At 63.8% G+C, this 21,131-nt stretch carries 19 protein-coding genes; 8 read left to right on the forward strand and 11 right to left on the reverse strand.

Annotated features, from left to right (window positions below; genetic code table 11):
• Positions 1-11 precede the first annotated feature (11 nt).
• Positions 12-1,298: an adenylosuccinate synthase gene (locus tag BJY26_RS02300; RefSeq protein ID WP_179425311.1), complete on the reverse strand. Its 1,287-nt coding sequence runs from the start codon at positions 1,296-1,298 to the stop codon at positions 12-14.
• A 189-nt stretch (positions 1,299-1,487) separates the two neighbouring features.
• A complete protein-coding gene (locus BJY26_RS02305) occupies positions 1,488-1,934 on the reverse strand; it encodes a DUF3151 domain-containing protein (protein WP_179425313.1) in 447 nt (148 codons plus the stop codon).
• Positions 1,935-2,015: 81 nt separating this feature from the next.
• Here BJY26_RS02305 and BJY26_RS02310 point away from each other — a divergent pair, with 81 nt between their 5' ends.
• Entirely contained in the window at positions 2,016-2,948 is a 933-nt protein-coding gene (locus BJY26_RS02310; RefSeq protein WP_179425316.1) for a quinone oxidoreductase family protein, read from the forward strand.
• A gap of 30 nt (positions 2,949-2,978) precedes the next feature.
• Here the strand turns inward: BJY26_RS02310 and BJY26_RS02315 are convergent, their stop codons facing one another.
• The 4 genes from BJY26_RS02315 to BJY26_RS02330 form a co-directional block, all read right to left on the reverse strand.
• Positions 2,979-4,310 (reverse strand): MFS transporter, encoded by a 1,332-nt coding sequence (locus BJY26_RS02315; RefSeq protein WP_179425317.1) that lies wholly within the window; start codon positions 4,308-4,310, stop codon positions 2,979-2,981.
• 134 nt (positions 4,311-4,444) lie between these two features.
• Positions 4,445-5,752 (reverse strand): NAD(P)/FAD-dependent oxidoreductase, encoded by a 1,308-nt coding sequence (locus tag BJY26_RS19480; RefSeq protein ID WP_218852217.1) that lies wholly within the window; start codon positions 5,750-5,752, stop codon positions 4,445-4,447.
• Between the two features lie 34 nt (positions 5,753-5,786).
• Positions 5,787-6,113: a hypothetical protein gene (locus tag BJY26_RS02325; protein ID WP_179425318.1), complete on the reverse strand. Its 327-nt coding sequence runs from the start codon at positions 6,111-6,113 to the stop codon at positions 5,787-5,789.
• Position 6,114: 1 nt separating this feature from the next.
• Positions 6,115-6,501: a hypothetical protein gene (locus tag BJY26_RS02330; protein ID WP_179425319.1), complete on the reverse strand. Its 387-nt coding sequence runs from the start codon at positions 6,499-6,501 to the stop codon at positions 6,115-6,117.
• 102 nt (positions 6,502-6,603) lie between these two features.
• Here BJY26_RS02330 and galT point away from each other — a divergent pair, with 102 nt between their 5' ends.
• The 7 genes from galT (at position 6,604) to BJY26_RS02365 (ending at position 14,124) form a co-directional block, all read left to right on the forward strand.
• Positions 6,604-7,713: a galactose-1-phosphate uridylyltransferase gene (gene galT, locus BJY26_RS02335; protein WP_237248822.1), complete on the forward strand. Its 1,110-nt coding sequence runs from the start codon at positions 6,604-6,606 to the stop codon at positions 7,711-7,713.
• The gene (galK, locus tag BJY26_RS02340; protein WP_179425320.1) at positions 7,710-8,897 is read left to right on the forward strand and encodes a galactokinase; all 1,188 of its coding nucleotides are present in this window, start codon (positions 7,710-7,712) and stop codon (positions 8,895-8,897) included. The genes galT and galK overlap by 4 nt, the downstream gene beginning before the upstream one ends.
• 88 nt (positions 8,898-8,985) lie before the next feature.
• Positions 8,986-10,272, forward strand: coding sequence for an ABC transporter substrate-binding protein (locus BJY26_RS02345; protein WP_237248821.1), 1,287 nt, complete (start codon positions 8,986-8,988; stop codon positions 10,270-10,272).
• Between the two features lie 4 nt (positions 10,273-10,276).
• The gene (locus tag BJY26_RS02350) at positions 10,277-11,248 is read left to right on the forward strand and encodes a carbohydrate ABC transporter permease (protein WP_179425322.1); all 972 of its coding nucleotides are present in this window, start codon (positions 10,277-10,279) and stop codon (positions 11,246-11,248) included.
• Entirely contained in the window at positions 11,245-12,147 is a 903-nt protein-coding gene (locus BJY26_RS02355) for a carbohydrate ABC transporter permease (RefSeq protein WP_179425323.1), read from the forward strand. The genes BJY26_RS02350 and BJY26_RS02355 overlap by 4 nt, the downstream gene beginning before the upstream one ends.
• Before the next feature lie 14 nt (positions 12,148-12,161).
• On the forward strand, positions 12,162-12,944 hold the full coding sequence (locus tag BJY26_RS02360; RefSeq protein WP_179425325.1) for a DeoR/GlpR family DNA-binding transcription regulator: 783 nt from the start codon (positions 12,162-12,164) through the stop codon (positions 12,942-12,944).
• 199 nt (positions 12,945-13,143) lie between these two features.
• The gene (locus BJY26_RS02365) at positions 13,144-14,124 is read left to right on the forward strand and encodes a type IV toxin-antitoxin system AbiEi family antitoxin domain-containing protein (protein ID WP_179425327.1); all 981 of its coding nucleotides are present in this window, start codon (positions 13,144-13,146) and stop codon (positions 14,122-14,124) included.
• 135 nt (positions 14,125-14,259) lie between these two features.
• Here the strand turns inward: BJY26_RS02365 and BJY26_RS02370 are convergent, their stop codons facing one another.
• The 5 genes from BJY26_RS02370 to fbaA all read right to left on the reverse strand — a co-directional run bounded on the left by BJY26_RS02370 (position 14,260) and on the right by fbaA (position 20,981).
• Positions 14,260-15,948, reverse strand: coding sequence for a dipeptide ABC transporter ATP-binding protein (locus BJY26_RS02370; RefSeq protein ID WP_179425329.1), 1,689 nt, complete (start codon positions 15,946-15,948; stop codon positions 14,260-14,262).
• Positions 15,945-16,943 carry an ABC transporter permease gene (locus BJY26_RS02375; RefSeq protein WP_179425331.1) on the reverse strand — a complete coding sequence of 333 codons (999 nt, stop codon included), beginning with the start codon at positions 16,941-16,943 and terminating at the stop codon, positions 15,945-15,947. Before BJY26_RS02375 ends, BJY26_RS02370 begins: the two co-directional genes overlap by 4 nt.
• 2 nt (positions 16,944-16,945) lie before the next feature.
• Positions 16,946-18,034, reverse strand: coding sequence for an ABC transporter permease (locus BJY26_RS02380; RefSeq protein WP_179425333.1), 1,089 nt, complete (start codon positions 18,032-18,034; stop codon positions 16,946-16,948).
• Between the two features lie 83 nt (positions 18,035-18,117).
• Entirely contained in the window at positions 18,118-19,737 is a 1,620-nt protein-coding gene (locus BJY26_RS02385) for an ABC transporter substrate-binding protein (protein ID WP_179425335.1), read from the reverse strand.
• A 221-nt stretch (positions 19,738-19,958) separates the two neighbouring features.
• Complete coding sequence (fbaA, locus tag BJY26_RS02390; RefSeq protein WP_179425337.1) at positions 19,959-20,981, reverse strand: class II fructose-bisphosphate aldolase; 1,023 nt, start codon at positions 20,979-20,981, stop codon at positions 19,959-19,961.
• Positions 20,982-21,131: the final 150 nt, after the last annotated feature.

Raw genomic sequence — 21,131 nt, forward strand, 5'->3', positions numbered from 1 at the left:
CTCCACTTCGTTCATCCGATCAGATCGTGGCGGACGATCGTCTGGTCACGATCCGGGCCGACCCCGATGGCCGACATGCGCGTGCCGGAGAGCTCTTCGAGTGCCAGCACGTAATCCTGCGCGGCAGCCGGAAGATCGTCGAACTTCTTTGCTCCGCTGATGTCTTCGGTCCACCCGGTGAAATGCTCGTAGACCGGTACCGCGTGGTGAAAATCGGTCTGCGAGGTCGGCAGCTCGTGGTGCCGGACGCCGTCCACGTCGTACCCGACGCATACGGGGATCCGCTCGATCCCCGTCAGTACGTCGAGTTTGGTCAAGAAGAAGTCGGTGAAGCCGTTCACGCGCGCGGCATATCGGGCCAGTACCGCGTCGTACCAGCCGCAACGGCGGACCCGTCCGGTGTTGACGCCGAACTCGCCGCCTTGCTTTTGCAGGTACTCGCCCCACTCGTCGAACAGCTCGGTCGGGAACGGGCCGGCACCCACGCGGGTGGTGTACGCCTTGACGATTCCGACGACGCGGTCAATGCGCGTAGGGCCCACGCCGGAGCCGACGCAGGACCCGCCCGCCGACGGGTTGCTGGACGTGACGAACGGGTAGGTGCCGTGGTCGACGTCCAGCATGGTGGCCTGGCCGCCTTCCATCAGCACGACTTTTCCCTCGTCGAGCGCCTTGTTCAGCACCAGCGCCGTATCGGCGATCATCGGGCGCAGCCGCTCGGCGTGCGAGAGGAAGTAATCGACGACCTCATCGATCCCGATGGCGCGTCGGTTGTAGACCTTGACGAGCAGTTCGTTCTTTTGATTGAGGGCGCCCTCGACCTTTTGCCGCAGGATCGACTCGTCGAAGACGTCTTGCGCGCGAATGCCCAGGCGGGCCACCTTGTCCGCGTACGTGGGCCCGATCCCCCGGCCGGTGGTGCCGATAGCTCTCTTGCCGAGAAACCGTTCGGTGACCTTGTCGAGCACCTGATGGTAGGGCGCGACAAGGTGTGCGTTCGCCGAAACCAGCAGCCGGGACGTGTCGGCGCCGCGCCGATCGAGCCCGTCGATCTCTTCGAACAGGGCCTCGAGATTGACGACGACGCCGTTACCGATCACGGGGACGGAATTGGGGCTGAGAATACCGGCCGGCAAGAGCTTCAGCTCGTACTTCTCGCCGCCCACAACCACAGTGTGTCCGGCGTTGTTGCCGCCGTTGGGCTTGACCACGTAGTCGACGCGGCCGCCCAGCAGGTCGGTTGCCTTGCCCTTTCCCTCGTCACCCCATTGCGCGCCCACAAGCACGATGGCTGGCATTGGTTCACCTCATCCAGGTTCGAATCGGCCGGTGCACGGACGCCGCGCCGTCCGCCGAAATGACGACGCCCCCGCGATTGCGCACGCGCAAAAGCAGGGGCCCTTGCGCGCTAACTCTACTTGAGATGGCCGTCACGCGCATATGTCGGCAACGAAGGGGAGCCTGCGCTCGGGCGACCTGCCGGCCGGCTACCCCTGGTCCAACGCCCGGACGGCGTCCGGATCCGATTCGCGCAGGAACTTGTCGACCCGCGCAGCCTCTTCCCCCTCGCCGATGGCCGAGGCGGCCCGACCGAGCGCGAAAAGAGCACGGAGAAATCCGCGGTTGAGCTTGTGGCTCCACGGGATCGGGCCGGCGCCGCGCCATCCGGCCGCCCGCAACGCGTCGAGCCCGCGGTGATAGCCGACCCGGGCGTAGGCATAACTATCGACTTGCCGCCCCTCGTCATAGGCTTCATCTGCCAGCACCGCCCACGCAAGGCAGGACGCCGGGTACTTGGCGGCCAGATCGAGTGCCTCTTCGCCCGCTTCGAGTTCACGGACGACGTCGGCGTCCGGATGGTCGTCGGGCAAGTACGTCGGCTGCGGACCGGGAGCGCCGGCCGGCGGGGTGCTCAAAAGGTTGTGTCCACTCATACGGTCGAGTCTAGGCGGCGGTCCGCCCCGGACGACGGGCCGCAAGGGAATTGGCAGCGCAGCTGCCGCGTTAGCCGCGATATGAAGGTCATCGGAGTAACGGAATTCGGCGGTCCGGACGTTCTTGGCGTGCACGAGGTCGAGGAGCCGCATCCCGGCCCCGGGGAAGCGCGCATCGCTGTCAGATGTGCCGCCGTCAGCCCTACCGACACCGGCGTGCGAGCCGGCGGACGCGATCCCGCAGATGCGACGCCGCCGTACGTTCCGGGCATGGATGCGGCCGGCGTGATCGACGAGGTCGGCGCGGACAGCCCGTGGCAGGTCGGCGACGAGGTCATGGCGATGGCCTTGCCCTTGCGCGAGCACGGCGGGGCGTACGCGGAAAAACTCGTCGGAGCATCCGATTCGATGGCGCGCATACCGGCCAATACGGATTTCGCCGCCGCATCGACCCTGCCCATGAACGGTCTCACCGCCGTGCAGATCCTCGAGTTCGTCGACCTCGAGCCCGGGCAGACGCTCGCGGTCACCGGCGCGGCAGGCACGCTCGGCGGGTACCTGATCCAGCTTGCCCGGCATGCCGGGCTGCGCGTGATTGCGGACGCCGCACCGGCCGACCGTTCGCTCATCGAATCTCTGGGGGCCGACGTGATAGTCGACCGCGGCGACGACGTGTCGGACCGCATCCGCGAGGCAACCGACGGCTCGGGGGCCGACGCCGTCGTCGACGCTGCGGTCATGAACGAGAAGGCCGTGCCGGCAGTGCGCGACGGCGGGACGTTCGTCTCCGTCCGATATTGGAAGGGCGAGCCGACGCGCGGCATCACGTTCCACAGCGCCAGCGTTTTCGAGGAATACCACTCGGGCGCAAAGCTCGACCGGCTCCGCCAACTCACCGAGGACGGCGTGTTGACTCTTCGCGTTGCCGGCACCTTTCCGGCGGCGCAGGCCGCCGACGTGCACCGGCAGCTCGAAGCCGGCGGCGTCCGCGGGCGCCTCGTGCTCACGTTCTAGCCTCGGCGGCCGCGTTCGCCGGTCGGCGGACTACCGCAGGTTCGCCCGGCTTTGGCCGTCTTGGACGATGCCGAGCGAGACGCCTTTGCGATCCTTGACGAAGAACGCCGCAACCAGGCCGACGGCGGTGATGACGGCAAGGTAGATACCTACCGGATAGACGCTGCCGGTGCGCGATTGCAGCAGTTGCGCGATAGTCGGCGCGAACGCCCCGCCCAGCACTGCGCCTATCGCATACGAGATGGCCGCACCGGAGTAGCGCACGTTTGCCGGGTACATCTCGGCGTACAAGGCCGATTGGGGGCCGTAGGTGAATCCGAGCCCGACCGTGAAGAGGATCAACGCAAGGATGATCAGGCCGATGTCGCCGGTGTTGATCAAGGCAAAGAACGGGAACATCCACACCAGCTGCACGATGAACCCGATCTTGTAGATCCGGATCCGCCCGTATTTGTCCGATAACCAGCCGCCCAGCAACGTCGTGACGAGCCACGCGACCGCCGAGACCATGACGCCGATGAGGATCGGCGTTTGCGCGACGCCAACGACCTTGACGGCGTACGACTGCACGTATCCGCCCGTCGTCATATAGCCGACCGCGTTGTTGGCGGCAAACAGAAGCGCGCCAAGGACGACGAGCAGCCAGTGATTTTTGAACAACGGCACAAGCGGCACCGAGGCTCGTTCCTTTTGCTTGCGCACCTCGTCGAAAACGGGACTTTCCGAGACCCGGCTGCGGATGACTATGCCGACGACTATGAGCACTATGGACAGCAGGAACGGCACCCGCCAGCCCCAGGCGAGAAATTGCTCGGGAGTCGTCAGCGCCGTCACCGCGGCCAGCACGCCATTGGCCAGAAGTAGGCCGATCGGGACGCCGATCTGCGGGAATGCGCCGAACAGGCCCCGTTTGGAGCGCGGCGCGTGTTCGACGGCGAGCAGTGCGGCGCCGCCCCATTCGCCGCCCGCCGAGAGGCCCTGCACGATACGCAGCACCGACAGGATGATGGGAGCGGAAATCCCGATGGTTCCGGCCGACGGCACAAACCCGATCAACACCGTCGAGCCGCCCATCAGCAAGAGCGTCAGGATGAGCATGGCCCGCCGGCCGATCTTGTCGCCCAGATGGCCTGCCAGAATGGCGCCGATCGGCCGGAACAAGAAACTGATGCCGATTGTCGCAAACGACACGATGAGCGCGTCTTTGCCGATCGCCGCAAAGAATTGGCTGGAGAACACCAAGCCGGCGCATACCGCGTAAATGAAGTAGTCGTACCACTCGATGGTGGTGCCGACCATTGTGGCAAGGATGACGCGGCGGCTTTCGCGGCCGATGACAGTTGATTCGGCTGCTGTGGACATGAACGACTCCCTCGTCGATAGCGGCACCGACCAGCGCCGCATAGAACAAAATCGTATATGTTTTGATATCACATCCTGGCAGCAGCGTCGAGGGTAATGGCCTCCGCCCGGACTGGGTTCCGGCGGCGGAACGCCTACTTACTCGCCTTGGCTGCCTTTCCGGCGGCCTTGCCGTGGGCCTTGAGATCGAACCCGAGATCGGCGGCCTCCGCCGGGGACACCGTCCAGCCGGCCGACAGAATCTTACGCGCGGCGACATGGTCGGCCGGCATGTTCACACTTTCGACCGCAGCAAGCCTGCCGCCCCGAAAATCGACGACGGAGAACGAGCCGGAAGCCGGGTCGCCGCGGACGACGCACTCGTCGCCGCCCTGCGGGATACCGGCGATATAGAGCTTTTCCGCCGCTTGATGGGTCCAGAACCACGGGACGTCCCGGTACGGTCCGTCGTCGCCCGAGCTCAGCCGGCGTCCGGCGTATCGCCCCTGGTCCGTCGCGTTCTGTTCCGATTCCAAGCGAATGCGCACGGCCTCGGTGTCCCCGACGGCCCGGGCGGCAAAACGGCTCGGGAAGTTAGCGCAGTCGCCGACGGCCATGATCTCCGGATCGGACGTCGTCAGATAGTCGTCGACGACGATGCCGCCGTCGACCGTGAGGCCGCACCGGCGGGCCAGGTCGTCATTGGGCACGGCCCCGGCCCCAATGACCACGAAGTCCGCAGACAACTCGGCGCCGACAGTCGTCGTCACCATTAAGCCCGAGTCGCCCGGTCGCCGTGCAATTGCGGTGATGCCTTCGCCAAATCGCAGGCTGGTGCCCGCGCGTCGGTGGGCTGCAGCGAAATAGTCCGAGACGATCGGTGAGACGACGCGGGCCATGGCGCGGTCGGTGAACTCGAGAACCGTGACGTCCAGGCCCCGTGCCCGAGCCGAAGCGGCGAATTCCAGCCCGATGAACCCGGCACCGACCACAATGGCGCTGCCTCCGACGTCCAGGCGTCTGGCCAACGTCTCCGCTTCGCGGTCCGTGCGCAGACTGTGTACGCCGTCCGCATCGATGCCGGGGATATCGAGCACCCGATTGCGAGAGCCGGTAGCGAGGACCAGACGTGAATACGAAACAGTGGACCCGTCGTCCAGCGTCACGGTCCGGGCCGGGCGGTCGATGGACCGGACGCGGTGTCCGGCGCGGAAGTCGATCCGGTCGAAGAAATCGTCCGGTCGGATCCCTCGCGGGCCGGATCCTGCCAAAAAGTCTTTGCTCAATGGCGGGCGCTGGTATGGCATGCCGGCTTCGTCGCCGATCAGCGTGATCGGCCCGGTATGCCCGGAATCAAGTAACCCCGCTGCCGTTTCGACTCCGGCCAGGCCGGCGCCGACGATGACGATGCGGCGGTGCGCCCCGTTCGCCTCTCCTTCAGAAATTCCTATCGCCTCATTCACCTCATCGATATCGTTGGCCGGTACGCGTCAATGGTCAGGCAATTGTCATGGCGGCGACCTGGGCAAGCGTGCCGGTCAACACGAATGCCCCCAGTCCGATGGCCGCAGCGCCCATTTCACGTCCCGTCGACTTGCGCGCCACCACTATCCACCCCCAGGCGAGAGCAGCCGCGCCAAGCATCCCGGGAATCAGGGTCATCCACGGCGCGCTGTCGGGCGAGCCGCCGGCGACGACGATCTTTGCCTGCGCAAGGCCCGTCAGCAGACTCACCAGCACTCCTGCAACACCGACCCAGACGGCGTAGCGGCCGTGCGGCGATATCGGCTCGGCGGTGTCGGACTTGTACGGGTTCCGTGTCATCTCAGCCTCCGACCGCGATCGGAATGAATATCGCATTGAACAGCGTGGACCCGACAACAGCCAGCGCGATCGCCATGGCCGCCGCTGCAGGGAGTTTCGATTTGCTATCCCGCGTCACGCCGAAGGCCGCCAGCAAGAGCGCCGCCAGGGCAAATATCGTGCCGAGGCTTCCGAGCGCCGTCATGATGCCGGCAAACGCCCTCGCCCCGATATGACCGGTCACCGCCGACCCCGAGGCGGCGAGCACCCTGCTCGCCGCTTGCATGGCCAGCACCAGGACGGCGACGGCGAGCGCGCCGGCGCCCCAGTAGTTGCGCGGGCGACGAGGGTGCGCACCGGGCCCGGAGGACGACTCGAACTCCGGCTCGCGTGAAGGAAGGATCGGCATTTGTCTCCACTGTACAAGCGATAATTGGACACGCGAACATGACTGTTTGATTTTGTTCGTTTATGCTAATTATTGTTGATGCGGGTAATTCAAGGAGGCCACGTGGGTGAGCAAGCCACCGGTGTGCGCAAGAGCGTGCGCACCTTGGCCGATGACCGTGAGATCATCTATTTCGATTCGGGCGCGCTGCCGGGCGGCATGCCGAGCGCTCGGACGGCCGTCGACATGCGCCCGCTGCCCGTGACCAGCACATCGTCCGAACTTCGCTTCGACCGGTTGCTCGGCGAATGGGTCGCCATCGCATCGCATCGGCAATCGCGCACCTTCCTGCCGCCCGCCGACAAGTGCCCCTTGTGCCCGTCGACGGACGACAATCCCAGCGAAATTCCGGACTCGGATTACCAGGTGGTCGTCTTTGAAAACCGGTTCCCGTCCCTGACCAACGCAGCGGAGCCGACGGACGGCGGCTCGGTTCCGGAGGGAGTCGCCGTGCGTCCCGGGTACGGACGGTGCGAGGTCGTCTGCTTCACCCCGCAGCATGATGGCGCGTTTGCGGGCCTCTCCCACGCGCAGGCGAGGCTCGTGGTCGATGCATGGGCCGATCGCACCGCGGAGCTGAGCCGCCTGCCGCATGTCGAGCAGGTGTTCTGCTTTGAAAATCACGGCGAGGAGATCGGCGTGACACTTTCCCACCCGCACGGGCAGATCTACGCCTATCCGTTCATCACTCCGCGCACCGCCACCATGTTGGGCCGCGTCCGGGATCTTGCCCGCGACGGCCGCGACCTGTTTGCCGACATGCTGGCCGGCGAACGCGCGGGCCCGCGTGTCGTGGCCGGCAATGATCTCTGGACGGCGTTCGTGCCGGCCGCGGCCCGCTGGCCGTACGAGGTGCAGCTTTTCCCGCACCGCAAGGTGCCGGACATCACCGCATTGACCAGTGCCGAGCGGGACGCGTTCGTCGAGGTTTATCTTGACGTGATGCGGCGATTCGCCGGGTTGTTCGACACGCCGATGCCCTATATCGCGGCATGGAATCAGGCGCCGACGTCGGCCCGGGACGAGTGGTGGCTGCACGTGCAGCTGTTTTCAATCCGCCGCGCCCCGGGCAAGTTGAAGTATCTGGCCGGGTCCGAGTCGGGTATGGGAGTCTTCATCAACGACATCGCGCCGGAGCAGGCCGCCGAGAGGCTGCGGGCGGTGTCGATATGACCGCGCCCAACGCTCACGAGACTCCGGTGAAGCGATTCGCCCGGGAGTTCGGCGCGGAGCCGGACGGCGTCTGGCGGGCACCGGGCCGCGTCAACGTCATTGGCGAACACACCGACTACAACGCCGGTTTCGTGCTGCCGATCGCCATCCCGCACGGGGTCACGGCGGCGGCTTCGCGCCGTTCGGACGACGTTCTGGCCGTCGCGTCCGCGCAGTTCGACGGCCCCGCCGCGCAGATGCGTCTCGATGCGCTGGAGCCGTCGAACGCGTCGTGGCACGATCACGCGGCAGGCGTGTTGTGGGCTCTGCGCAAAGGCGGCCATCCCGTCGCCGGACTCAGCCTGTTGCTGGACGGCGACGTGCCGGTCGGCGCCGGGCTGTCGTCGTCCCATGCATTGGAGTGCGCAGTGGCGCTTGCCGCCAACGATTTGTATTCGCTCGGCTTGTCCCGCGACGAACTGGCCCGGGTCACGCAGCGCGCCGAGAACGACTACCTCGGGGCGCCGACCGGAATCCTGGACCAGTCGGCGTCCTTGAATTGCACGGCGGGTCACGCACTTTTCATGGACACTGCCGATCTGTCGAGCCGGCAGGTGCCATTTGATCTTGCCGCACACTCACTGGAACTGCTCGTCATCGACACGCGCAGCCCGCACCGGCACAGCGACGGCGAATACGCCGCCCGCCGAGCGCAATGCGAGTCGGCCGCCGCGGCTCTGGGCGTCGATTTTCTGCGCACCGTGACCGATCCCGTCGTCGCTGCGGCGCGCCTTCGCGCAATTGTCTCCGACGCCGATGACGCCGAGCTGCTGATCCGGCGAATGCGCCATGTCGTCACCGAGAACGCCCGCGTGCAGGACGTCGTCGCCTTGCTCGAGTCCGGCGCCGACCCCCGGACCATCGGCCCGGCGCTGACGGCATCCCACCGATCCTTGCAGTACGACTACGAGGTCACGGTGCCCCGACTCGACACCGCCGTCGATGCAGCGCTCTCGGCCGGAGCGCACGGCGCGCGGATGACCGGCGGCGGGTTCGGCGGCAGCGTGATCGCCCTTGTCGACCAAGCAGCGAGAGCCGGCATTGTCACTGCGGTCGCCGAGGCGTTCGACGGCCACGAATTTGCTCGCCCCGAGTTCTTCGCGGTGACCGCCGGCCCCGGTGCGTCCCGATTATTTCTCCGATAATTTCTGTTAACTCTTGACTGTTCTCGTTCATTTCTGAACAATTATGATAATTACTGTGGGATACGCCCGCATGCACAAAGGAGTGACAATGACTTCGACCGACACCACCCCCTCGCGCCGCACACTGCTCAAGTCCTTGGGGCTCGGCTCAGCGGGCATCGCGGCCGCCCCTCTCCTGGCCTCGTGTACCGGCGCCGACACGTCGTCCTCGTCGTCGACGAGCACCAGCGTCGGGTCGAACTATTCCGATCCCGTGCCGAAAAAGGCCTTCCGTGCCGTCGTCGACGCCTTCGAGAAGAAGGGCAGCGACAAGGTCAAGATCAACACCGTCGGCCACAACGACTTTCAGAACAACATCAACAACTACCTCCAAGGGCATCCCAACCCCGTGTTCACCTGGTTCTCGGGGATCCGGATGAAGACCTACGCCAAGTCCGGGCTGACCCGCCCCGTCGACGACGTGTGGGACAAGATCGGCGACAATTTCAGCTCGTCCATCGCCAAGGCGTCGACCGCGGAGGACGGGAAAAAGTATTTGGTGCCGTGGGTGACCTACCCGTGGGCGGTGTTTTACAACAAGGCTTTGTTCAAGCAGCGCGGCTACGAGATCCCTGCCACCTGGGACGAATTCGTCAAACTGTGCAAGACCATGAAGAAGGACGGCATCACGCCGATCGCATTCGGCGACAAGGATCTGTGGCCCGCGTGCGGCACGTTCGACTACCTCAACCTGCGCATCAACGGCTACGACTTCCACGAAAAGCTAATGGCCCACGAGGAATCCTGGAACCAGAAGAAGGTCGCCGACGTGTTCGACCATTGGAAGGAGATCCTGCCCTATCACCAGCACGGCAGTCTTGGCCGGCTGTGGCAGGACGCCGCATCGACCATCGGCAAGAAGACGTCGGGGATGTACGTCATCGGCCTGGACCAGATCGGCGCGCAGATCACCGGCGATGCCGCCAAGGATCTCGACTTCTTCGCATTCCCGACGATCAACGAGAAGTACGGACAGGACGCGGTCGAAGCGCCGATCGACGGCTTCATGCTGTCGAAAGCCGGCAAGGGCGACGACGTCGCCAAGAAGTTCTTGCAATACCTGGGCAGCGGGGCGGCCCAGCAGACGTACCTCGGGTCCAATCACGCCGACGTGGCGACGGCCAAGGACGCGGACACGGCGAAGTACACGCCGCTGCAGAAGAAGTCCGCGAAATTCATCGCCGACGCCAAGCAGCTCTCGCAGTTCCTCGATCGCGACAGTCTGCCGGCGTTCGCGGCCGACGTGATGGAACCGGCGCTGCAGAAGTTCGTCGGCTCGGGAACGTTCGACATGAAGTCGGTCGAAGCCCAGGCCAAGCAGAAGTACGGAAAGTAACTCGATGAGTGCCTCCCGGTCGGGGGCGCCGGTGAAAGACCGGCGCCCCACCCGACGCGGGACCGCTTCGAAGCCGGCGCATAAGGTCAAGCGGTTCTCCACGACCGACAAGGTCGTCTTGACCCTGATGGTCGTCGGGCCGCTCGCTCTTGAGGCGGTGCTGATCTGGTTCCCGACGATTTTGTCGGTCGGCCTGTCGTTCACTCGCTGGAACGGGCTCGGCGACCTGTCCACAATCGAAAGCGCCGGCTGGGCGAACTACGATTACGTCTTCACCGATTACCCGCCGTTCTGGCCGGCAGTGGTGCACAACGTGATCTGGCTGGTCTTCCTCGGGGCGATCGCCACGCCGCTCGGCATCCTGTTCGCCGTCCTGCTCGACAAAAAGATCCGTTTTTCGCGCATCTACCAAAGCATCTTCTTTCTGCCGGTCATGCTCTCGCTCGCTCTCATCGGCATCATTTGGCAGTTGATCTACAGCGGCGACAACGGTCTGATCAACAGTGCACTGGGCATCAACGGCACGCATCACGCCATCAACTTCTTCGGCGACAAGTCCATCAACCTGTGGGCGGCGTTGATTGCCCAAACCTGGCGTCACGCCGGGTACGTGATGATTTTGTACTTGGCCGGGCTCAAGGGAATCGACCCGACTCTCAAGGAAGCGGCGGCGCTGGACGGTGCGAGCTTTTGGCAAACATTCCGACAGGTCGTCTTCCCGGCCATGAAGCCGATCAACACGATAGTCATAGTCATCACCATCATCGAAGCGCTTCGCGCCTTCGACCTGGTGTACATCATCAACGGCGGCACCAACGGCCTTGAACTGCTCAGTGCGTTGGTCGTGCAAAACCTGCTCGGTGAAGGGCAGGACTTGGGCGTCGGTTCGGCGATCGCCGTCGTCCTGCTGATTGTGTCGCTGGTGCCGATCGTCTTCTACCTGGTCAAGACCTTCCGGAAGGACGCCGAGTCATGAGCACAGCGATTGCCGAGTCCCGGAAGACTGTTTCCGGTACCAAGCCGGCTACCCCGAGCCGGAACGGCGGAACCTACCTCTTCCTCACCGTGATGGCGGTGTTGTGGCTGGTGCCGTTCGTGTGGACGCTGTATACGTCGCTTCGGCCCAAATCGGTCACCGATGCGCACGGATACTGGAGCTTTGGCGGCGGTATCACCTTCAGCAATTTCGAAGTCGCCTGGAAGAGCGGGTTCGAGAAGTACTTGCTGAACTCGGCAATGATCACGATCCCGGCGGTCTTCTTCGCCATCCTCTTGGCCTCGTTCGTGGCATTTGCCGTCTCTCGGTTCAGTTGGCGCTTCAATATCACGGTGCTCGTGTTGTTCACGGCCGGCAACCTGCTCCCTCCGCAGATTCTGGCCACGCCGATCTATCAGATGTACAAGCACCTGGTGCTCCCGTTGAGCTTTGCGGATTCCGGTTCGCTGCTCGACACGTATTACGGCGTCATCATCATCAACGTGGCGTTCCAGGTCGGTTTTTGCACATTCGTGCTCAGCAACTACATGAAGGCGTTGCCCTCCGACCTGGGCGAGGCCGCGCTGATGGACGGCGCGAGCGTGTGGCGGCAATACTGGGCAATCATCATGCCGCTGTGCCGGCCGGCGCTGGCCGCCCTGGCAACGCTTGAAGTGATCTGGGTGTACAACGACTTCTTTTGGGCGCTCCTGCTCATGCAGACCGGCAGCCGTCTGCCGATCACGACGGCCATCAACAATCTGAAGGGCGAGTTCGTCAGCAATTACAATTTGATCGCTGCCGGCGCCATGATCACAGTCATCCCGACGCTCGTGATCTATCTTGTGTTGCAACGACAATTCGTCGCCGGCTTGACGCTCGGATCGACGAAGGGCTGAGGGGGCTGCTGCGCATGCTTGCTGCCGAACGACAGGCACAGATCGTCGATCGCATCCGCCACGACGGCATCTCCCGAGTGCGTGATCTCGCTGCGCTGCTCCGCGTGTCCGATATGACCGTCCGCCGGGATATCGACGCACTGGTCGAAGGCGGTTTGCTCGAACGCGTACACGGCGGCGCCAAAGTGCCCGGCAGGCTCAGCAGCGACGAGCCGGGCTTCGAGATGAAGTCGACACGGCAGGAAACCGAGAAGCAAGCAATTGCCCGTGCCGCGATCGAGCTGGTGTCCCCCGGCCTGGCAATAGGCGTGAGCGCCGGGACGACGACGTGGACGTTGGCCAGGCAGCTGCGCGACATGGCCTCGCTCACGGTTGTGACCAACTCGATCCGGGTGGCCGACGAGTTCTACGACCGGGCCGGCAAGAAGCAATCAGTGGATTCGTCGGTGATTTTGACCGGCGGCGAGCGCACGCCGTCCGACGCGCTTGTCGGACCAATGGCTGTCTCGTCGCTCAAGCAGCTGCACCTGGACGTGTTGTTCCTGGGCGTGCACGGAATCGACGAAGCGGCCGGATTCACGACACCCAATCTCATGGAGTCCGAGACGAACCGCGCGTTTGCTGCCGCAGCCCACACCGTTGTGGTCCTTGCCGATCACACGAAATGGGGAACCGTCGGCATGAGCTCGATTGCAGCGCTTGACGACGTCGACATCCTCATCACCGATTCGCAGCTACCCACCGACGCACTGGACCTCCTCCGCTCACGGATCCCGGACGTCCGGATCGCCGGCTGACTCACCCCGCCCTGCGCCCCTCCCTACGCAAAACGCCCCGCGGCGTATAGCCCGCGCCGTCATGACTTCGCGGTCTATACGCGGCGGGGCGTTTTGCGGTGGGCAGTACTTGACGGCACAACGGCCGCCGGTCAACGAGTTATCCACATTCGCCGCCTCCGGGTTACCACCGGCGCCCGGAACGCCGCATGGTTGCGACATGGATAGCATTGAAATAGTCCGGTCGTGCTCGCAGCGCACTGCAGGAGTCGTTCTGCGCAGCGATCTACTTGCCGAAGGGATGCAGCCACCGGATATCCGCAGGCTCTTGGCTTCCGGCGTTCTCGTTCACGTCGACGTCGGAATCTACGCACTGGCCGCGTCGGTGCCGTACTTCCAAGATATGTACCGCTGCCGTGTTCTCGGCTACCTCCAGACCCGTCACGAGGAGTCGCCCTGCGTACTCACGGGGCTATCCGCCTTGGTGCTTGACGGCTTGCCCGTGTGGGCGAGCATCGACGATATCTGCATCGGCCGTGATCATTCGCACGGGCCCAAGAGCGGCCGCGTGAAGAATCTCGGGCGCATACCCAGCGACCAGACGGCCATCGCCACCTGCGGACCGGTCGGGCCGTACGTGGCCGCGACAGCTGCCCGAAGCGTGTGCGATTCGGCCCGGTACGGTCCCATCGTCAATACCGTAGCCGCCGGTGATGCGGTGCTGCGCACCGGAATGACCACCGCCGGGGCTATTGACGAGATCCTGGCGACAATGCGCGGGATGAAGAACATCGCCATGGCACGGTTCGCGACTTCGCTGCTGGACGGCGCCTCGGAATCGCCCGGCGAATCGGCAAGCCGGCTGCGGCTCCACCGACTCGGAGTACCGGCACCGACGCTCCAGCAGGAAATCTACGACGAAGCCGGCTTCATCGGACGCGTTGACTTTCTGTGGGAGAAGTTCGGCATCGTGGGCAAATACGACGGAAGATTCAAATACGGCAGAAGCAACCCGGCCCAGCGGCCGCCCGAAGAGGTCTTGTTCGAAGAAAAGCGGCGTGAAGACCGGCTGCGCGCCGCCGGATACATAGTGGTTCGCTGGACGACCGAGGACTTGAAACACCCCGAGCGGTTCCGCCGGCTCATCATCGGCGCCTTCCAACAGGCAGCCCGCCTCCGCAAAACGCGCTTAGCCGTATAGCTCAGCCGCGCCAGCGCCCGCAAAACGCGCCGTGACGTATAGAACGCGAAGTCATGACGGGGCGGGCTATACGCCACGGCGCGTTTTGCACGGGGCGGCGCGTTTTACTGAGGCAGGCAGGGCGGGCCGGTGGCGCTACCCTTTCAACAGTTTGAGGTGCTCGGTCCGGCGCAGTGCTTGCTGGTCCGGATCGGGCACCGGAAGTGAGGCGATGAGTCGTCGAGTGTAATCGTTCTGCGGATTGCTGAGCACGTCGTTGCCGATCCCGTGTTCCAGCAGTTCCCCGTGGAAGAGAACCCCGATACGGTGGGCAAGCATGTCGACGACCGCCAGATCGTGACTGATGAACAAGCAGGCGAACCCGAATTCGGACTGCAGGTCCTTGAACAGTTCAAGCACTTTCGCTTGCACCGACACGTCGAGCGCGCTGGTCGGCTCGTCGGCCACCAGCAACTTCGGGTCGAGCGCGAGCGCCCGGGCCAAGCTGGCGCGCTGACGTTGCCCGCCGGAGAGCTCGTGCGGATACCTGTCGGCGTAATTGCGCGGCAATTGCACAGCTTCGAGCAGGCTCTCGACGCGTTTGCGGTTGGCTACCTCGCCCTGTGACGACCGGTGGACGGCAAGGGGTTCGGCCACGCATTCGGCGATCGTCAGATGCGGGTTGAACGAGGACGCCGGGTCTTGAAAGACGAATCCGATCTGCTCACGCAACGGCTTGAACGCGCGCTCGGAATACCCGAGCATTTCGTGCCCGAACACCGTCAGCGAGCCCGAGGCGATCCGGTTCAACCCGGCGATGGCCCGGCCGATAGTGGTCTTGCCCGATCCGGATTCGCCCACCAAACCGAGTACTTCACCTTCATGAATGGTCAGCGAGACATCCGTGACGGCCTGGAACGCCTTTTGCCCCAGCCGGCCCGGGTACACGATCGAGATATCCTTTGCCTCGACCACGACCGGCGCCTCGAGTTGCGCCGCGAGTGCGTCCGCCGACAGTGCCGCGGACGCCGAATTGCGCCCCAAATGCGGGACGGCGGCCAGCAGCGACTTCGTGTAATCCTCGTGCGGGTCGGCAAACAACTCGCGCGCCGGCGCCTCTTCAACGAGTTTGCCCTGATACATCACGGCAACCCGATCGGCAAGATCGGCAACGACTCCCATATTGTGCGTGATCAGTACGATCGCCGTGCCGAAGTTGTCACGCAAATCGCGAAGCAATTCCAGGATTTCCGCCTGCACCGTGACGTCGAGCGCCGTCGTCGGCTCGTCCGCAACAATCAACCCCGCGCCGAGCGCCAGCGCCATGGCAATCACGATGCGCTGTTTTTGCCCACCCGAGAACTGATGCGGATAGTAGTCGACGCGGTGCACGGCGTCCGGAACGCCGACCTTTTCCAGCGCATCGACGGCACGCCGTCGCAGTTCCTTCTTGCTGAGCTTCGGATTATGCGCTTTGAGGCCTTCGGCGATCTGCCAACCGACCGGGAACACCGGGTTGAGCGCCGTCGATGGTTCCTGAAACACCATCGACACGTCCTTGCCGCGCATTTCCCGTAACCGGCGCTTCGGCACCGTGACCACATTGTCCTTGCCGAGGATGACGGCGCCGCTGCTGGTGGCGGTCTCCGCCAGGAGACCGAGGATCGTGCGCGCCGTGACGGTCTTGCCCGATCCGGACTCTCCCACGATGGCCAGCACCTCGCCGGACTTCACGTCCAGCGACACGTCGTCGACGGCTTTGACCGGCCCGGCGTCCGTCGCGAATGTGACTTCGAGATTCTGGATGTCGAGCACCCGTCCGGCCCCGACGCTGTGAGCGCTCATGCTTCCTTCTCCCCGACCGACGTCTTCTCGACCTTGCCGCTGCCGCTCTTGGCCCGGCGCCGGCCGCGCAAGCGCGGATCGTTCAAATCGTTCATGCTTTCGCCGACGAGCGTGACGCCCAGCACCGTCAGCACAATTGCCAGGCCCGGGTAAATGCCCGTCCACCAGATCCCGCTGGAGATGTCCGACAGCGCCCGGTTCAGGTCGTAGCCCCATTCGGATGCCGACGTCGGCTCGATGCCGAACCCGAGGAATCCGAGGCCGGCAAGCGTCAGAATGGCTTCCGACGAGTTCAAGGTGAAGATGAGCGGCAGGGTGCGCGTCGCGTTCCGGTAGATGTGCCGGAACATGACGCGAACGTTCGACGAGCCGATCACCTTGGCGGCGTCCACGAAGGCCTCGCTCTTGAGCCGCACGGTTTCGGCGCGGATCACGCGGAAGTATTGCGGAACGAAGACCACGGTGATGGAGATCGCCGCCGCAAAGATGCCGCCCCACTGACTGGAACGCCCTTGCGAGATGACGATGGCCATCACAATGGCCAGCAGCAGCGACGGGAACGCGTACACGGCGTCCGCAATCACGACAAGGATGCGATCGAGCCAGCCGCCAATGTACCCCGACAGCAGACCGAGTGCCACGCCGATGAACAGGGACAAGATCACCGCCACGATGATCACTTCGACAGCGGTCTGCGCTCCCCAGATGGTGCGGGAGAGCACGTCGTATCCGCCGACGGTGGTGCCCCACGGATGTGCTGCGGACGGCGCCTGCTGCGCGCCGAACGAGTGCCCCGCCGAGTTCTGAGTCTGCGAGTAGCCGTACGGGGCGATGAGCGGCGCGAAGATCGCGCAAATGAGCACCAGTCCCGACATGGCGAGCCCGGCAATGAGCATGCCGCGCTGCAGCCCGACGCTCTTGCCGAGATGCGAAATGATCGGCAGACTCTTCACCCATGATGTCCGGCGCGGATTCGACGACACGTCGATAGCCATGATCAGTACCTCACTCTCGGGTCGATCAGCGCGGCGATCACGTCGACGATGAAGTTCGTGACGGCGACGATCACCGCCAGTATCACCACAATGCCTTGCACCGCGACGAAGTCCCTCGCCTTCAAATACTGCGAGATCATGTAGCCGAGCCCCTCCCAGCCGAACGTGGTCTCGGTGAGGATGGCGCCGCCGAGCATCATGGCGATCTGCATGCCCATCACCGTGATGATCGGCCCGAGCGCCGGGCGGAATGCATGCCTGGTGACAAGCCGGAATTCACCGACGCCGCGTGAGCGGCCCGATTCGACGAAGTCCTGACCGAGCGTGCCGATCAGATTGGTCCGCACCAACCGCAGGAAAACGCCCGCCGTGAGGAAACCGAGCGCGATGGCCGGCAGGATGGCGTGCTGCAGCACATCGCCGACGGCAGACCAATCGCCGATGCGCAACGCGTCGATGAGGTAGATGCGCGTCGGATGTTGCACCCCTTGCAAGATCAGCTGATCCTGCGTATTTGCTCTGCCGGAGACCGGCAGCCACCCGAGCCAGATCGAAAAGATCAGCTTGAGCAGCAGCCCGGCGAAAAAGACCGGCGTGGCGTAGAAGAGGATCGCCGCAATGCGCAGGACGGCGTCCGGCCACCGATCGCGGCAATAGGCCGCCAGCATGCCCAGCGGAATGCCGACGATCAGTGCCACGATGACGGAGTAGATGACGAGCTCGAGGGTCGCCGATCCGTAAGTCGTCAAAACCGTTGTGACTTTTTGGTTATCGGAGATGGTCGTGCCGAAGTTGCCTTGGAGCAATTGGCCCATGTATTCGAAGTACTGCACCAGGATCGGCCGATCGTAGCCGGCCGCGTGGATCCGTTCGTGCAGCTGGGCCGGCGTCAGGCGCCCGCCCATCGAGGCGGTGATCGGATCGCCGATCACGCGCATGAGGAAGAAGACCAGCGTGACAAGGATCAGCAGCGTCGGAATGATCAGCAAGGCACGGATCAGGATGTACTGGCCCAGGCCGATCCCGGATTTCTTACCCTTGGTCGGCGGATCCTTGATCGGATCGTCGACTTGGTTGAGCGGTGTTGACATTGGTTACTTTCTCGCCGTTGAGTGCTACGCGAGTGAGGGCGGCCGGGCTCTTAAGACCGGGCCGCCCTCACAGGTCGCGGATGTTACTTCTTCATTGTTCCGAGGCGGAACTTGAATGACGCATCGAGGGTGACCCCGGTGACGTCCTTGTTGGCGACGGCGACCTGCGCGCCTTGCAGCAGCGGAAGGATCGGCAACTGCTCGGCAACGAGCTTCTGCGCCGCGACGATGTCCTTCTTGCGCTTGGCCTTGTTCGGCTCCGACGACTCGGCATGAATGAGCTTATTCATCTTCGTCGACCGGTAGTGGTTCTGCAGGAAGGCCTGACCGGGCTTGTCGTTCAAGAAGAACGGCGTCAGGTAGTTGTCCGCATCCGAGAAGTCCGGGTACCAGCCGAGCTGATACATCGGGTACACGTCCTTGACGCGGTCCTTCTGGTACGTGTCCCATTCGGTCGACTGCAAGTTCACCTTGAACAGGCCGGTCGATTCGAGCTGGGACTTGACCATTGCGTACTCGTCGCTGGACGAGGCGCCGTAGTGGTCGCTGTTGTACTGGATGTGTAGCTTCACCGGTGTCTTGATTCCGGCGTCCTTGAGAGTCTTCTTGGCCTTTGCCGCATCCGGACCGCCATTGCCGTCGCCGTACATCGATTTCATCGGCTCGGCCGACCCCAGGAACCCGCTGGGCACAGCCGAGTAAACAGGAGAGTAGGTGCCTTTGTACACCTGCTTGGCGATCTTGGCGCGGTCGACGCTGTCGGCCATGGCCTTTCGCACGGCGAGAGCCTTCTTCGGGTCCGGGTTGTCCGACTTCGCGCCGAACGGCATCGTGTTGTAGTCGAACACGATGTACCGCAGCTCGCCGCCGGGGCCCTTGTGGATCTTCAGGTTCTTCTTCTTCGACAGCGATTCGATGTCCGTCGGCCCGAGCGTGCGGTAGGCGACGTCAATGCTGCCCTTGTCCACATCCAGCTTCATGTTCGTCGGATCGCTGTAGTACTTCATGTTGACGGTGGCCGTCTTCGGCGTACCGAGGATGCCCTTGTAGCCGTCGAACTTCTTGTACGAGACAAGATTGTTCTTCTTGTAGCTGGCGATCTGGTACGGCCCGGCGAACGCCTTCTTCGCGACGATCTTGTCGTCCGACGTGACCTTCGTCTTCGACAGCACCTGCTCGTCGACGATCGGGCCCGCGGCCGACGTCAGCACGCCCGGCCAGGTCTGGTCGTTCTTCGTTTTCAGATGGAACTTCACCGTCGTCGGATTGGGAGCCTCGGTGCTCTTGAGGTTGCCGAGCAACGACGACGGGCCGTTCGGATCGGCAATACTCACCTGACGGTCAAAGCTGAACTTCACGTCGGACGACGTCAGTTTGTCGCCATTGGCGAATTTCAGCCCCTTCTTCAACTTCACCGTGAAAGTTGTCGGGTTGGTGAACTTGGCGCTGGTGGCGATATCCGGCTCGGGAGTCGCGGAGCCGGGCTTGCTGTTCATCAGGAACGGGTACACCTGGCTCATCACGAACAACGAGCCGTTGTCGTACGAGCCGGCAGGGTCGAGCGACACGATCTTGTCAGTGGTTCCGACCGTCAGAGATCCGCCTTTGGACGACGACTCGGTGGTCGACGAAGAGCAGCCGGATAGCGCCAGTGCGGTCACTCCCGCGACAGCGACAGCAGCCTGCCATTTCGGTTTGAACATGCGAGTGGGCCTTTCATCAAGCTTTTCCACTAAGGAGCGAGCGATGTGAATCACGACACAACGCTCTTTGAGTGCTCTCTACAATACAGGCCGTGAGCGCCGTTTGTGACCGAACGGTCGGTATCGCGTATCGCAAATCAAATCGTTAGCGAATCGACATCGCAAACATGCCGGGCCGGTACCGCAGCGTGCGGTACCGGCCCGGCATGGTGGACGGGGCGCTACTTCAACCGCATGCCCGCCGATCCGAGGTTCGAAGCCGCCACGGCGACGCGCTCGGACAGCCCCTGCTCCGCGATCTTGCCCCAAGCACGAGGGTCGTAAACCTTCTTGTTGCCGACCTCGCCGTCGACCTTCAACACGCCGTCGTAGTTCTTCAGCATGTAGTCGGCGACCGGCCTGGTGAACGCGTACTGCGTGTCCGTGTCGACGTTCATCTTCACGACGCCGTAGCTGACGGCGTCTCGAATCTCCTGCTCGCTCGACCCGGAGCCGCCATGGAAGACGAGATCGAACGGCCGCTCCTTGCCGACCTCCCGGCCGACGGCGTCCTGAATCTCCTTCAAGATCTCCGGACGCAGTTTGACGTTGCCGGGCTTGTACACACCGTGCACGTTGCCGAACGTCAACGCCGTCAAATAACGACCCTTTTCGCCGGTGCCGAGCGCTCGCGCCGTGGCCAGTCCGTCCTCGACGGTGGTGTACAGCTTGTCGTTGATCTCGTTCGCGACGCCGTCCTCCTCGCCGCCGACGACGCCGACCTCGATCTCGAGAATGGTTTGCGCTCTGCCGGAGAGCTCGAGCAGTTCCTCGGCAAGGACCAGGTTCTCGTCGATCGGCACTGCGGAGCCGTCCCACATGTGCGATCCGAACAGCGGATGCTCGCCGCGGGCCACGCGCTCGGTGGAGATCTGCAACAGCGGACGCACCCAGTGCTCGACGGCGTCCTTGGGCGCGTGGTCGGTGTGCAGCACGATGTTGACGTCGTAGCTCTTTGCCACTTCTTCGGCGAATTTGGCAAATGCGACGGCGCCGCGCACGCGGTCCTTGACGGTCGGGCCCGAGAAGTACTCGCTACCGCCGGTGGAGACCTGAATGATGCCATCGGATTCGGCCTCGGCAAATCCGCGAATTGCCGCGTTGACGGTTTGTGACGACGTCACGTTGATTGCCGGATACGCGAATCCGTGCGTTTTGGCACGGTCGATGAGCTCGGTGTAGACCTCGGGGCTAGCTAAAGGCATGTCAACTCCCAATCGTTGGCTATGAGCACTCGCAAAGCGCGGCTTTCATCTGCGACGGCGCGAGCCTGGTAAAAACACGCGTCTTCCTATGATCTTTCCATGCCGCCCGGTGCGGTTGCCACCCCGCCGTGCTCGTGAGGCGATACGCTG

Origin of the sequence: Spelaeicoccus albus (assembly GCF_013409065.1) — a bacterium.
GTDB lineage: Bacteria > Actinomycetota > Actinomycetes > Actinomycetales > Brevibacteriaceae > Spelaeicoccus > Spelaeicoccus albus.

What these genes read in the sequence shown, in the direction of transcription:
- BJY26_RS02300 (WP_179425311.1), bottom strand. Translation starts at nt 1,298, where the DNA reads ATGCCAGCCATCGTGCTTGTGGGCGCGCAATGGGGTGACGAGGGAAAG.
- BJY26_RS02305 (WP_179425313.1), bottom strand. Translation starts at nt 1,934, where the DNA reads ATGAGTGGACACAACCTTTTGAGCACCCCGCCGGCCGGCGCTCCCGGT.
- BJY26_RS02310 (WP_179425316.1), top strand. Translation starts at nt 2,016, where the DNA reads ATGAAGGTCATCGGAGTAACGGAATTCGGCGGTCCGGACGTTCTTGGC.
- BJY26_RS02315 (WP_179425317.1), bottom strand. Translation starts at nt 4,310, where the DNA reads ATGTCCACAGCAGCCGAATCAACTGTCATCGGCCGCGAAAGCCGCCGC.
- BJY26_RS02325 (WP_179425318.1), bottom strand. Translation starts at nt 6,113, where the DNA reads ATGACACGGAACCCGTACAAGTCCGACACCGCCGAGCCGATATCGCCG.
- BJY26_RS02330 (WP_179425319.1), bottom strand. Translation starts at nt 6,501, where the DNA reads ATGCCGATCCTTCCTTCACGCGAGCCGGAGTTCGAGTCGTCCTCCGGG.
- galK (WP_179425320.1), top strand. Translation starts at nt 7,710, where the DNA reads ATGACCGCGCCCAACGCTCACGAGACTCCGGTGAAGCGATTCGCCCGG.
- BJY26_RS02345 (WP_237248821.1), top strand. Translation starts at nt 8,986, where the DNA reads ATGACTTCGACCGACACCACCCCCTCGCGCCGCACACTGCTCAAGTCC.
- BJY26_RS02350 (WP_179425322.1), top strand. Translation starts at nt 10,277, where the DNA reads ATGAGTGCCTCCCGGTCGGGGGCGCCGGTGAAAGACCGGCGCCCCACC.
- BJY26_RS02355 (WP_179425323.1), top strand. Translation starts at nt 11,245, where the DNA reads ATGAGCACAGCGATTGCCGAGTCCCGGAAGACTGTTTCCGGTACCAAG.
- BJY26_RS02360 (WP_179425325.1), top strand. Translation starts at nt 12,162, where the DNA reads ATGCTTGCTGCCGAACGACAGGCACAGATCGTCGATCGCATCCGCCAC.
- BJY26_RS02365 (WP_179425327.1), top strand. Translation starts at nt 13,144, where the DNA reads ATGGATAGCATTGAAATAGTCCGGTCGTGCTCGCAGCGCACTGCAGGA.
- BJY26_RS02370 (WP_179425329.1), bottom strand. Translation starts at nt 15,948, where the DNA reads ATGAGCGCTCACAGCGTCGGGGCCGGACGGGTGCTCGACATCCAGAAT.
- BJY26_RS02375 (WP_179425331.1), bottom strand. Translation starts at nt 16,943, where the DNA reads ATGGCTATCGACGTGTCGTCGAATCCGCGCCGGACATCATGGGTGAAG.
- BJY26_RS02380 (WP_179425333.1), bottom strand. Translation starts at nt 18,034, where the DNA reads ATGTCAACACCGCTCAACCAAGTCGACGATCCGATCAAGGATCCGCCG.
- BJY26_RS02385 (WP_179425335.1), bottom strand. Translation starts at nt 19,737, where the DNA reads ATGTTCAAACCGAAATGGCAGGCTGCTGTCGCTGTCGCGGGAGTGACC.
- fbaA (WP_179425337.1), bottom strand. Translation starts at nt 20,981, where the DNA reads ATGCCTTTAGCTAGCCCCGAGGTCTACACCGAGCTCATCGACCGTGCC.